At 73.2% G+C, this 13,256-nt stretch carries 8 protein-coding genes; 5 read left to right on the forward strand and 3 right to left on the reverse strand.

Annotated elements, in window-relative coordinates; genetic code table 11:
- The first annotated feature begins 161 nt into the window (after positions 1–161).
- Together ACPCUX_RS11095 and ACPCUX_RS11100 are read left to right on the forward strand one after the other, a co-directional pair.
- Positions 162–2,981, forward strand: a complete 2,820-nt coding sequence (locus ACPCUX_RS11095) for an aconitate hydratase (RefSeq protein ID WP_423388759.1) — start codon at positions 162–164, stop codon at positions 2,979–2,981.
- 110 nt (positions 2,982–3,091) lie between these two features.
- Positions 3,092–3,976, forward strand: coding sequence for an arginase family protein (locus ACPCUX_RS11100; protein ID WP_423388760.1), 885 nt, complete (start codon positions 3,092–3,094; stop codon positions 3,974–3,976).
- Positions 3,977–4,010: 34 nt separating this feature from the next.
- Here the strand turns inward: ACPCUX_RS11100 and ACPCUX_RS11105 are convergent, their stop codons facing one another.
- On the reverse strand, positions 4,011–4,718 hold the full coding sequence (locus ACPCUX_RS11105; RefSeq protein WP_423388761.1) for an NUDIX hydrolase: 708 nt from the start codon (positions 4,716–4,718) through the stop codon (positions 4,011–4,013).
- On the reverse strand, positions 4,715–6,166 hold the full coding sequence (locus ACPCUX_RS11110) for a GuaB1 family IMP dehydrogenase-related protein (RefSeq protein WP_043654636.1): 1,452 nt from the start codon (positions 6,164–6,166) through the stop codon (positions 4,715–4,717). Before ACPCUX_RS11110 ends, ACPCUX_RS11105 begins: the two co-directional genes overlap by 4 nt.
- Before the next feature lie 203 nt (positions 6,167–6,369).
- Here ACPCUX_RS11110 and dxs point away from each other — a divergent pair, with 203 nt between their 5' ends.
- The gene (gene dxs, locus ACPCUX_RS11115; RefSeq protein WP_085388033.1) at positions 6,370–8,292 is read left to right on the forward strand and encodes a 1-deoxy-D-xylulose-5-phosphate synthase; all 1,923 of its coding nucleotides are present in this window, start codon (positions 6,370–6,372) and stop codon (positions 8,290–8,292) included.
- 90 nt (positions 8,293–8,382) lie between these two features.
- Here the strand turns inward: dxs and ACPCUX_RS11120 are convergent, their stop codons facing one another.
- Positions 8,383–9,480, reverse strand: coding sequence for a carboxylate-amine ligase (locus ACPCUX_RS11120; RefSeq protein ID WP_232322574.1), 1,098 nt, complete (start codon positions 9,478–9,480; stop codon positions 8,383–8,385).
- A gap of 378 nt (positions 9,481–9,858) precedes the next feature.
- On the opposite strand from ACPCUX_RS11120, the gene pflB reads away from it, so the two are divergent.
- Entirely contained in the window at positions 9,859–12,174 is a 2,316-nt protein-coding gene (gene pflB / locus ACPCUX_RS11125) for a formate C-acetyltransferase (protein ID WP_137280430.1), read from the forward strand.
- Positions 12,175–12,194: 20 nt separating this feature from the next.
- Positions 12,195–13,187: a pyruvate formate-lyase-activating protein gene (gene pflA, locus ACPCUX_RS11130; RefSeq protein WP_081895823.1), complete on the forward strand. Its 993-nt coding sequence runs from the start codon at positions 12,195–12,197 to the stop codon at positions 13,185–13,187.
- Positions 13,188–13,256: the final 69 nt, after the last annotated feature.

Below are 13,256 nucleotides of genomic sequence, written 5' to 3' on the forward strand. Positions count from 1 at the left end.
GGTCGCGGTGCAGGTCGCAGCGGGTCGTGGACGAGCCGCCGGCCACCGCCCCGCCCGTCCTCCGGGACGCGGCCGGAGCGGCGCACCGGCCCGGCGTAGTCTGGGCGAAGCCCCCTGAACCATGGCATCCGTGCCACCGTCTCGCCACGAAGGAGCTACGAGTGAGCAGCGTCGACACGTTCGGGTCGAAGGGAACGCTGGAGGTCGGTGAGAACTCGTACGAGATCTTCCGCCTCTCCGCCGTCGAGGGTGTCGAGCGCCTCCCGTACAGCCTGAAGATCCTCGCCGAGAACCTCCTGCGCACGGAGGACGGCGCCAACATCACCGCGGACCACGTCCGCGCGCTCGCGTCCTGGGACCCGGACGCGCAGCCGGACACCGAGATCCAGTTCACGCCGGCGCGCGTGATCATGCAGGACTTCACCGGTGTGCCGTGCGTCGTGGACCTCGCGACGATGCGCGAGGCCGTCGCGGAGCTCGGCGGTGACCCGTCGCGCATCAACCCGCTGGCGCCGGCCGAGATGGTCATCGACCACTCGGTCCAGATCGACGTCGCGGGCCGCTCGGACGCGTTCGAGCGCAACGTCGAGTTCGAGTACCAGCGCAACCACGAGCGCTACCAGTTCCTGCGCTGGGGCCAGACGGCCTTCGACGACTTCAAGGTCGTCCCCCCGGGCACCGGCATCGTGCACCAGGTCAACATCGAGTACCTCGCGCGCACCGTCATGACCCGTGAGGTCGGCGGCGTGCTCCGCGCCTACCCGGACACGTGCGTCGGCACCGACTCGCACACGACGATGGTTAACGGCCTCGGCGTGCTCGGCTGGGGCGTCGGCGGCATCGAGGCCGAGGCGGCCATGCTCGGCCAGCCCGTCTCGATGCTCATCCCGCGCGTCGTGGGCTTCAAGCTCAACGGCTCCATCCCGGCGGGCGTGACCGCGACGGACGTCGTGCTCACCATCACGCAGATGCTGCGCCAGCACGGCGTCGTCGGGAAGTTCGTCGAGTTCTACGGCGCGGGCGTGGCCCAGGTGCCGCTCGCGAACCGCGCGACCATCGGCAACATGAGCCCCGAGTTCGGCTCGACCGCCGCGATCTTCCCGATCGACGGCGTGACGATCGACTACCTGCGCCTCACGGGCCGCAGCGACGAGCAGCTCGCGCTCGTCGAGGCGTACGCCAAGGAGCAGGGCCTGTGGCTCGACCCCGAGGCCGACGGCTACGTCGAGCCCGTCTTCTCGGAGTACCTCGAGCTGGACCTCTCGACGGTCGTCCCGTCGATCGCCGGCCCGAAGCGCCCGCAGGACCGCATCGAGCTGGGCGAGGCGAAGGAGTCGTTCGCGTCCGCGATCCTCGACTACGTCGACGCCCAGGAGGCGGCGCCGTTCACGGGTCTCGACGAGTCCGTCGAGGAGACGTTCCCGGCGTCCGACCCCATCGCCGCCGCCGCGCACGACGACCCGTCCGACCAGCCGGTCGCGCCGGGCCACGCCGACAGCGCGAAGCGCCCGCACAAGGTCGTCCCGGTCACGCTCGAGGACGGCACGACGACCGAGCTCGACCACGGGCACGTCGTCATCGCGTCGATCACGTCGTGCACCAACACGTCGAACCCGTCGGTCATGCTCGCGGCGGCCCTGCTCGCGAAGAAGGCGGTCGACCGCGGTCTCGCGTCGAAGCCGTGGGTCAAGACCTCCATGGCGCCCGGCTCGCAGGTCGTGACGAACTACTACGAGAAGTCCGGCCTGTGGCCGTACCTCGAGAAGCTCGGCTTCCACCTGGTCGGCTACGGCTGCGCCACGTGCATCGGCAACTCGGGCCCGCTCGCCGACGAGATCTCGGCGACGGTCAACGAGCACGACCTCTCGGTCGTCTCGGTCCTCTCGGGCAACCGCAACTTCGAGGGCCGCATCAACCCCGACGTGAAGATGAACTACCTCGCGTCGCCGCCTCTCGTCATCGCCTACGCGCTGGCCGGCACGATGGACTTCGACTTCGACGGCGAGCCCCTGGGCACCGACCCGCACGGCGAGCCGGTCTTCCTCAAGGACATCTGGCCCTCCCCGGAGGAGGTCCAGGCGACGATCGACGCGTCGATCGACCGTGACATGTTCACGAAGGACTACGCGGACGTCTTCACGGGTGACGACCGCTGGCGCGCGCTGGAGACGCCCGAGGGCGACACGTTCGCGTGGGACACCGAGTCGACCTACGTGCGCAAGCCCCCGTACTTCGACGGCATGGGCATGGAGCCGTCGCCCGTCACGGACATCTCCGGCGCGCGCGTGCTAGCGAAGCTCGGCGACTCGGTGACGACCGACCACATCAGCCCCGCCGGTGCCATCAAGGTGGACTCGCCGGCCGGCAAGTACCTCGCGGAGCACGGCGTCGCGCGCCGCGACTTCAACTCCTACGGCTCGCGCCGCGGGAACCACGAGGTCATGATCCGCGGCACGTTCGCGAACATCCGCCTGCGCAACCAGCTCCTCGACAACGTCGAGGGCGGCTACACCTTCAACTTCGTGAAGGACGCGCAGGACACGATCTACGACGCCGCGCAGGACTACGCCGCGCAGGGCACCCCGCTCGTCATCCTCGGCGGCAAGGAGTACGGCTCCGGCTCGTCGCGCGACTGGGCGGCCAAGGGCACGGCGCTCCTGGGCGTCAAGGCCGTCATCACGGAGAGCTTCGAGCGCATCCACCGCTCGAACCTGATCGGCATGGGCGTCCTGCCGCTGCAGTTCCCGGCGGGGGAGAGCGCCGAGTCGCTCGGCCTCGCGGGCACGGAGACCTTCGACATCGAGGGCATCACCGCGCTCAACGACGGCACCACGCCGTCGACCGTCAAGGTCACGGCCACCAAGCCCGACGGCACGAGCGTCGAGTTCGACGCCGTCGTGCGCATCGACACCCCGGGCGAGGCGGACTACTACCGCAACGGCGGCATCCTGCAGTACGTGCTGCGCTCCCTCGTCGCCTGACACGCACGCGCGTCCCGACGGCGCGTCCACCCCGGCCGGGGCGGGCGCGCCGTCGCCGTTCTCCACCAGCCCCTGCGCGGGTGTCGGGAGTCCGGCGTAGCGTCGGTCGCATGACACAGCGGTCGTGGTCGGTCCTGGGCGTCCCGTCGAGCGCGGCCGCCCACGGCCCCGGTCTCGAGAAGGCGCCCGCGGCGCTGCGTGCGGCCGGGCTCGTGGACGCGCTCCGGGCGCGCGGGCTCGTGGTCACCGACCAGGGCGACGTCGAGCCGGCCCGCTGGCGCGCGCACCACGTGCCCGGGCGCCTGAACGATGTCGAGCGTGTCGCCGTGGGCGTCGGTCGCGTCCGCGAGGCGGTGGGGCGCGAGCTCCGAGCGGGTCGTGTGCCGCTCGTGCTCGGCGGCGAGTGCACCGTGACGCTCGGGGTCGTCGCCGCGGCCGTGGACGTGCACGACGACTGCGGCCTGGTCTACGTCGACGGCGGGCAGGACCTCTTCACGGTCGCGTCGCACCCCGAGGAGCCCATCGCCGACGCGACGGGCGTCGCCCACCTCCTCGACCTCCCGGGCGCGAGCCCGGAGCTGAGCGCCGTCGGGGCGCGACGACCGCTCCTGGACGCCCGACGGCTCGCGTTCCTCGGCTTCTCCGACGCCGAGGAGGACGAGGACGGCCGCGTCGCCGCGACCCGGGTCCCCGCCGCCGAGGTCTCCGCAGGTCCCGAGGCGGCGGCCCGTCGTGCCGTGGACGGCGTGGGCAGCGGGCCGTTCGTGCTCCACGTGGACGTGGACGTCCTCGACTTCTTCGCGCTGCCCGCCGCCGACGTGCCCGTCTTCGGGCGCGGGCTCGTCCCCGCCGAGCTGGAGCGCGTCGTGCGCGAGATCGTCTCCGACCCGGACCTCGTCGCGGTCACGCTGGTCGAGTTCAACCCGGACCACGGCGGGTCGGCGACGGCCCGCGCGCTGGTCGACCTGCTCGCCCGCGCGCTCGCGCCCGGCTGACGCGGGGTACGGGCACCGAGGGCCGGGCGGGCCGTCAGAGCGGGGCGTCGAGCGTGCGCGTCCGGTCCCACGGCTCGGTCCAGCCGAGCCGGTCGAACAGCGCGTCGAGGATGCCGCCGGTGAAGCCCCAGACGAGGTGCTCGCGCCCGTCGGCCTCCACGAGGAAGCCGGGGCTCTTGTGCACCCGGCGGTCGCGGCGGACCGTCACCGTGCGGCGCCGGCCGGGGTCGAGCAGGTCGGCCACGGGGACCCGGAACACGTGGGCCGACTCGGCGGCGTCGACGGCGCGGACCGGGGTGGGCCGGGCCCACCACCCGAGCACGGGCGTGACGACGTGGTTGCTCACCGGCACGGGCAGCCGACCGAGCGTGCCGAGCACCTCGACGCCGTCCGGGTCGAGGCCCGTCTCCTCCTCGGCCTCGCGCAGCGCGCCGCCCACGGGGCCGTCGTCGTCGGGCTCGAGCCGGCCGCCCGGGAACGCGACCTGGCCCGGGTGGTGGCCGAGCGTCGTCGCGCGCGCGAGCAGGAGCACGTCGAGGTCGGCGGGGACGGCCGCGGCCGGGTGCTCCGCGGGCACCCCGTCGAGGACGCCGAAGAGCAGCAGCACGGCGGCGTCGCGCGCGTCCGGGCGCAGCGTCCCGACGGCGTGGCGCCACGGCTCGGGCCAGGCACCGCCGTCCCGGGCGAGGGTCGCGAGCTGCGCGCGCGCCGACGCGCGCGCAGCCTCGTGCGGGGTCGTCACCAGCTCACCGGGAGCGGGCGGCCCTCCTCGTAGCCCGCGGCCGACTGCACGCCCACGACGGCGCGGTCCGCGAACTCGGCGAGGCTCGACGCCCCGGCGTAGGTCGCGGAGCTGCGCAGCCCGGACGTGATCTGGTCGAGCAGGTCCTCGACGCCGGGCCGCTGCGGGTCGAGGAACATGCGGCTCGAGCTGATGCCCTCCTCGTACAGCGCCTTGCGCGCGCGGTCGAACGGCGAGCCCCCCGCGGTGCGGGCGGCGACGGCGCGCGCCGACGCCATGCCGAAGCTTTCCTTGTAGAGGCGGCCCGTGCCGTCGTCGTGCAGGTCGCCCGGGGACTCGTAGGTGCCCGCGAACCACGAGCCGATCATCACCTGCGAGGCGCCCGCGGCGAGCGCGAGGGCGACGTCGCGCGGGTGGCGCACGCCGCCGTCGGCCCAGACGTGCTTGCCGAGCTCGCGCGCCGCGGCGGCGCACTCCAGCACCGCGGAGAACTGCGGGCGCCCGACGGCCGTCATCATGCGCGTGGTGCACATGGCCCCCGGCCCCACGCCCACCTTGACGATGTCCGCGCCCGCGGCGACGAGGTCGCGCACGCCGTCGGCGGTGACGACGTTGCCCGCCACGACGGGGACGTCCGGGCCCACCGAGCGCACGGCGTCGAGCGCCTGGAGCATCTTGGCCTGGTGGCCGTGCGCCGTGTCCACGACGAGCACGTCCACCCCGGCCGCGAGGAGCTCCTTCGCCTTCGCCGCGACGTCGCCGTTGATCCCGACGGCGGCGCCGACGCGCAGGCGGCCGGCGTCGTCGAGCGCGGGCGCGTAGACCGACGAGCGCAGCGCGCCCTTGCGCGTGAGGACGCCGACGAGCGCGCCGTCGCGCGTCACGGGCGCGACCTTGAGACGCGCGGTGTGGAGCTGCTCGTAGGCCGCCTCGAGCCCGGCCCGACCGCCGTCGAGCACGGAGGCGTCGAGGACGAGGGGGTGGTCGGTCATCACCTGGTGGACCTGGGTGAAGCGGTCGACGTCGGCGCAGTCGGCCTCCGTGACCACGCCGACCGGGCGCCCGCCGTCCACGACGACCGCGGCGCCGTGCGCGCGCTTGCCGATGAGCGTGAGGGCGGTGTGGACGGTGTCGTGCGGGCCGACGACGACGGGCGTCTCGATGACGGGGTCCTTGGACTTCACGTCCGCGACGACGTCCGCCACGACGTCGGTCGGGACGTCCTGCGGGATGATCGCGATGCCGCCGCGCCGCGACACGGTCTCCGCCATGCGGCGCCCCGCGACGGCCGTCATGTTGGCGACGACGACGGGGATCGTCGTGCCCGTGCCGTCGGCGGAGGAGAGGTCGACGTCGAAGCGCGACGCGACCTCGGAGCGCGACGGGACGAGGAACACGTCGCCGTAGGTGAGGTCGGTCGCGGGGGACTGTCCGGGCAGGAAGCGCATGGTTCCATCCTACGAGGTCGCACCCCGCCGTTGTCCGCAGTGCGGAAGGAGAATTCCACGAACGTCGCGTCCGTGCGTCCGCGGCGCGAGTGTGCGTCAATGACGTGAAGGTCCCGTCGCCCGGCGCACCGCGGCGCAGGTCATCGGCCCGGACGGCCTAGAGTTGTCGGGCTGGTCGCACGGGAACGGAACGGAGCATCTGCATGAGCCTGCTTGGCACGATCACCTCGCCCGAGGACGTGCAACGGCTGACCCCGGGGCAGGCGCGCGAGCTCGCCGCGGAGATCCGGGCGTTCCTCGTCGACTCCGTCTCCCGCACGGGCGGCCACCTCGGCCCGAACCTCGGGGTCGTGGAGCTGACCATCGCGATGCACCGCGTGTTCTCCTCGCCCACGGACACCTTCGTGTTCGACACGGGCCACCAGTCCTACGTGCACAAGCTCCTCACGGGGCGCCAGGACTTCTCCGCGCTGCGCAAGCAGGGCGGGCTGTCCGGGTACCCGTCGCGCGCCGAGTCCGAGCACGACGTCGTCGAGAACTCGCACGCGTCCACCGCGCTCTCGTGGGGCGACGGCATCGCCAAGGCGAACGTCGTGCGCGGTCTCACCGACCGGCACGTCGTGGCGGTCATCGGCGACGGCGCGCTCACCGGCGGCATGGCCTGGGAGGCGCTCAACAACATCGCGGAGAGCCAGGACCGGCGGCTCGTGGTCGTCGTCAACGACAACGGGCGCTCGTACTCGCCCACGATCGGCGGCCTCGCGCACCACCTGTCGACGCTGCGCACCACGCACGGCTACGAGAGCTTCCTGCAGTGGGGCAAGCGCACCCTCAACCGGTCCGGCGCGCCCGGGCGGTTCGCCTACGAGTGGCTGCACGGCCTGAAGAAGGGCCTCAAGGACGTCGTCGCGCCGCAGGGCATGTTCGAGGACCTCGGCATCAAGTACGTCGGGCCGGTCGACGGCCACGACGTCGAGGCCATGGAGCACGCGCTGCGCCGTGCGAAGGCGTACGGCGCGCCCGTGATCGTGCACGCGCTCACCGAGAAGGGCCGCGGCTACACGCCCGCCGAGCAGGACGTCGCCGACCGCTTCCACGCCGTGGGCAAGATCCACCCGGAGACCGGGCTCCCGGTCGCACCCTCGCGCTTCGGCTGGACGAGCGTCTTCGCCGACGAGATCGTCCAGATCGGGCGGCGGCGGTCCGACGTCGTCGCGATCACCGCGGCGATGCTCGAGCCGGTCGGTCTCAAGCCGTTCTCGCAGGCGTTCCCCGAGCGCACGTTCGACGTCGGGATCGCGGAGCAGCACGCCGCGACGTCCGCGGCCGGCATGGCGTTCGCCGGGCTGCACCCGGTGGTCGCGGTGTACGCGACGTTCCTCAACCGCGCGTTCGACCAGGTGCTCATGGACGTCGCGCTGCACAAGGCCGGCGTGACGTTCGTGCTCGACCGCGCGGGCATCACGGGCGACGACGGCGCGAGCCACAACGGCATGTGGGACATGGCGATGCTGCGCATCGTGCCGGGCCTGCGCCTGGCCGCGCCGCGCGACGAGGAGACCCTGCGGACCGCGCTGCGCGAGGCCGTGGACGTCGACGACGCCCCGACGGTCGTGCGGTACCCGAAGGGCGCGCTCTCGGACGCCCTGCCCGCCGTCGAGTCCGTCGACGGCGTGGACCTGCTCGCGGTGCCTGCGGGCGCGGGCGACGAGGCCGCTCCCGCCGCGGCGGCGCCGGGTGGTCCGCGCCGCGTCCTGCTCGTCGGCCTGGGCTCGATGGCCCGCGTCGCGCTCGACGCCGGGGAGTCGCTCACCGCGCACGGCGTCGACGTCACGGTCGCGTCGCCCACGTGGGTGCTCCCGATGCCGAGCGCGCTCGTCAAGCTCGCCGGGGAGCACGACCTCGTCGTGACGGTGGAGGACGGCGTCGCGGACGGCGGGGTCGGCGCGCTGCTGGCCCAGCGGGCGCTGGAGTCGGGCGTGCGCACGCCCGTGCACCCGATCGGCCTCCCGGCGCAGTTCCTCGACCACGCCACGCGCGATCAGGTCGTGTCCGCGTACCGCCTCACCGGGGCAGACGTCGCGCGCGACGTGCTGGACGCGCTCGCGGCGCTCGCACGCGGCTGACGACCCCTGCCGCGCACCCGGCTCCCGGGTGCGCGGCTCCGGACACGCGGACGGCCCGCGGCGCAGGTGCGCCGCGGGCCGTCGCGTCGGTCAGGAGTGGGTGACCTCGACCGCCTGCTCGACGACGGCGCGCAGGTCGCCGCCGGACGCCGCGTGCCACGCGCGCTGCCGGGCGGCGCCGTTGCCCCCGGACCACAGGCGCCCGAGCAGCTCGGTCACCGCGTCCAGGTCCCCGGCGTCGACGAGCGCGTCGCGCACGTGCGCGACGAGCTGGCCCACGACGTCGTGCGCGGGGGCCGGGCGCCAGGTGAGGGGCGAGACGAGGTCCTCCTCGAGGCCCGAGCGGCCGGCGCGCCAGGACGCGGTGCGCAGGATCTCGGGCCGCAGCTCGGGCGCGGGCGCGCCGTCGGCGGACTCCCGGGCCGCCGTCTCGACGAGACCGCGGGCGAGCGCCGCGAGCAGCGTCGCGGTGTCCGGGTCGAGGCACACGTCCGCGACGCGGATCTCGACCGTGGGGTAGCGCGACGACAGGCGGGCATCGAAGTAGACCATGTTCTCGTCGAGGATCGTCCCGGTCGCGACGAGGCCGTCGACCGCCGCGCGGTACGCCTCGGGCGAGCCGAACGCGCGCGTCGGGCCGGAGGTGGGCCAGCGCGACCAGACCTGCGACCGGAAGCTCGCGTACCCGCTGTCCTGGCCCTGCCAGAAGGGCGAGTTCGTGCTCAGCGCGAGGAGCGTCGCGAGCCACGGCCCGATCCGGTCGAGCACAGCGACGCCCTCGGTGTCGTCCGCGACGGCGACGTGCACGTGACAGCCGCTCGTCAGCTGCTCGCGCGCCGTGAGGCCGAACGCGGCGCGCGCCTCGAGGTAGCGCAGGCGCGACACGGTCGTGCCCTCGAACGGCAGGGGAGACGTCGAGAGCGCGGCGACGCGGGCCCCGACGCGGTCCGCGGCCTCCTGGGCGCGACGCCGGCCCTCGCGGATCTCGGTCGCGAGCTCGTCGATCTCGCGGCGCGGGTGCGTCGCCGTCTCGAGCTGCTCCTCCATGAACTCCGACTCCAGCGAGCCGGTGCCCCCGCCCTTGTCGTCGGTGCCGGAGGCCTCGAGGGCCTCGGCCGCGCGGGCGACGGGCTGCCCGTCGTCGCCGACGAGCAGGAACTCTTCCTCGACCCCTACGGTGCGTTTCACCCGGGCAGTCTCACACGGATGCGCGCGGCACGTCCGGCGAGCGTGTGACGCGCGCCCGTGTCGTGCGTCACGACGGCGGCGCGGGGTCCCCAGGGGGAGGGCCGGAGGGCTTGTGAAGGTCATCACAAGACCCCCTCGGAAAGGGTGCCGCGGGGGCGAGGAACCGCGGAATCCGGCCGTTCCTGCCGGGTCCCGCCCGCCTCGGGACCTAGGTCCCCGGGCGGTCCCGAACGCCTCCGCGGCGGGCTCCGGGAACCTAGCCTGGAGGTGGCGAAGGAGCCCGTCGGAACCTCGGCCGAGGGCCCCACCCGGGACCTCGCGAGGCCGGCGGGTCCGGCCGGCGCGCGGACCCGCGCGTCAGGCACGAGGGAGGTCCAGATGACCAGCGTTTCCGAGGCAACCGGCACGACGAGCGGCGGCCGCGCGACGGGGGCGGGCGCCGTCGACCCGCAGCGCGACACCGCGCACGTCCCTGCGTGGGAGGGCTTCACCGACGGCCCGTGGCGCGACACGGTCGACGTGCGCGACTTCATCCAGCGCAACTACCGCCCGTACACGGGCGACGCGTCGTTCCTCGTCGGCCCCACGGAGCGCACGACGGGCATCTGGAGCACGCTGTCCGCCATGTTCCCGGAGGAGCGGGAGATGGGGATCTACGACGTGGACACCCACACGCCCGCCGGCATCACGGCGCACGCGCCGGGCTACATCGACAAGGCGCACGAGGTGATCGTCGGTCTGCAGACCGACGCCCCGCTCAAGCGCGCGATCATGCCGAACGGCGGCTGGCGCATGGTCGAGGGCGCGCTGGAGACGTACGGCTACGAGGTCGACGAGACCCTGCGGAAGGTCTTCACCGAGTACCGCAAGACGCACAACCAGGGCGTGTTCGACGTCTACCCGCCGAACGTGCGCGCGGCCCGCAGCTCGCACATCATCACGGGCCTGCCCGACGCCTACGGCCGCGGCCGGATCATCGGCGACTACCGCCGCGTCGCGCTCTACGGCGTCGACGCGCTGATCGCCGCGAAGAAGCTCGACAAGCTCGGGCTCGACACGCAGCCCTTCAGCGAGAAGGTCGTGCGCGAGCGCGAGGAGCACGCGGAGCAGATCCGCGCGCTGGGCGAGCTCAAGGAGATGGCGGCCTCGTACGGCTACGACATCTCCGGCCCGGCGACGACGGCCCGCGAGGCCGTGCAGTGGCTCTACTTCGCCTACCTCGCCGCGGTGAAGGAGCAGAACGGCGCCGCGATGTCCCTCGGCCGCACGTCGACGTTCCTCGACGTGTTCATCGACCGCGACCTCGAGGCCGGCCGCATCACGGAGTCCGAGGCGCAGGAGATCATCGACGACTTCGTCATCAAGCTCCGCATCGTGCGGTTCCTGCGCACACCCGAGTACGACGCCCTGTTCTCCGGCGACCCGACGTGGGTCACCGAGACGATCGGCGGCATGGGCGAGGACGGGCGCCCGCTCGTCACGAAGAACTCGTTCCGGTTCCTCCAGACGCTCTACAACCTCGGGCCGGCCCCCGAGCCGAACATGACGGTCTTCTGGAGCCCGGACCTGCCGCAGGGCTTCAAGGACTACTGCGCGCAGGTCTCGATCGACACCTCGGCCGTGCAGTACGAGTCGGACGAGCTCATCCGCCAGCACTGGGGCGACGACGCGGCGATCGCGTGCTGCGTGTCCCCGATGCGGGTCGGCAAGCAGATGCAGTTCTTCGGCGCTCGCGTGAACCTCGCCAAGACGCTGCTCTACGCGATCAACGGCGGCCGCGACGAGATCTCCGGCAAGCAGGTCTCGCCCGTGGCGGCGCCCGTCGAGGGCGACGTGCTCGACTTCGACGACGTCATGGCGAAGTTCGACGCGACGATGGACTGGCTGGCCGCGACGTACGTCGAGGCGCTCAACTGCATCCACTGGTCGCACGACAAGTACGCGTACGAGCGCATCGAGATGGCGCTGCACGACAAGGACGTGCTGCGGACCATGGCGTGCGGCATCGCGGGCCTGTCCGTCGCGGCGGACTCGCTGTCGGCGATCAAGCACGCGAAGGTCTCCGTCGTCCGCGACGAGCGCGGCCTCGTCGTCGACTACGTCACCGAGGGCGAGTACCCGACGTTCGGCAACGACGACGACCGGGCCGACGCGATCGCCGTCGACCTCGTCGAGCGGTTCATGGCGAAGGTCCGCACGCACCCGACGTACCGTGACGCGGTGCCCACGCAGTCGGTCCTGACGATCACGTCGAACGTCGTGTACGGGAAGGCGACGGGCAACACGCCTGACGGCCGCCGCGCCGGCGAGCCGTTCGCCCCGGGTGCCAACCCGATGAACGGGCGCGACACGCACGGCATGCTCGCCTCGGCGCTGTCGGTGGCCAAGCTGCCGTACGACGAGGCGCAGGACGGCATCTCGCTGACCAACACGGTCGTGCCGAGCGGCCTCGGGCGCACCAAGGAGGAGCAGGTCACCAACCTCGCCGGCCTCCTGGACGCCTACATCGGGTCCGAGGGGTACCACATGAACGTCAACGTGCTGAACCGCGAGACGCTCCTGGACGCCATGGACCACCCGGAGAACTACCCGCAGCTGACGATCCGCGTGTCCGGGTACGCGGTGAACTTCGTCCGCCTCACGCGCGAGCAGCAGCTGGACGTGCTGTCGCGCACCTTCCACGGCGCGCTCTGACGAGCGCTGAGGAGCCAGCCATGACCGTCACCCTTCCCGGCCCCGCCGTCCGCCCGTCGCGCGGGTGCGGCGTCGCCGGGGGCACCCTGCCCGACGACGCCACGCGCCTCGACGTCCCGGGCGTCCCGACCTCCGCGGCCGAGCCCGCGGCGTCGGGCACGCCCGTGGGCCACGCGCGCCGGGCCGGCGCGGGCCTGGACGGGCTGACGGTCGCGGACGTGGACCGGGCCGACAAGCTCGCGGCGATGCGCGCGGGCGAGCTCGGCTCGGTCCACTCCTGGGAGCTCGTCACCGCCGTGGACGGGCCGGGGACCCGGCTCACCGTGTTCCTCAACGGGTGCCCGCTGCGGTGCCTGTACTGCCACAACCCCGACACGTTCGCGATGAAGGACGGCAGGCCCGTCACGGCGGACGAGCTCCTCGGGCGCGTCCGGCGCTACCTGCCCGTCTTCCGGGCCACCCACGGGGGGCTCACGCTCTCGGGCGGCGAGGTGCTCATGCAGCCCGCGTTCGCGGCGCGCGTCCTGCGCGGTGCGAAGGCGATGGGCGTGCACACCGCGCTCGACACGTCCGGCTTCCTCGGCGCGAACGCGACCGACGCGATGCTCGACGACACCGACCTCGTGCTGCTCGACGTGAAGTCCGGCGACCCGGAGACCTACACGAAGGTCACGAGCCGCGACCTCGAGCCGACCCTGCGGTTCGGGCGACGGATCGCCGAGCGCGGGCTCACCGGCCACGCGCCCGAGGTCTGGGTGCGCTTCGTGCTCGTCCCGGGCCTCACCGACGACCCGGACAACGTCGAGAAGGTCGCCGCGTACGCGGCGTCGCTCAACGCGATCCGCCCCGGCACGGTGACGCGCGTCGAGGTGCTGCCCTTCCACCAGATGGGCCGCGACAAGTGGGACGCGCTCGGGCGCACCTACGAGCTCGACGACACGCCCGCGCCGTCGGCCGAGCTCACCGAGCGCGTGCGCGACCAGTTCCGCGCCCACGGCCTGACGACGTACTGACCCGACCCGCCGACGAGCGCCCGCTCGCCGAGACGGGAGAAGTGGCCCCGGACCGCCGTGCTCCAGGGG

This window comes from Cellulosimicrobium sp. AB352 (assembly GCF_049538415.1).
Lineage (GTDB): Bacteria > Actinomycetota > Actinomycetes > Actinomycetales > Cellulomonadaceae > Cellulosimicrobium > Cellulosimicrobium funkei.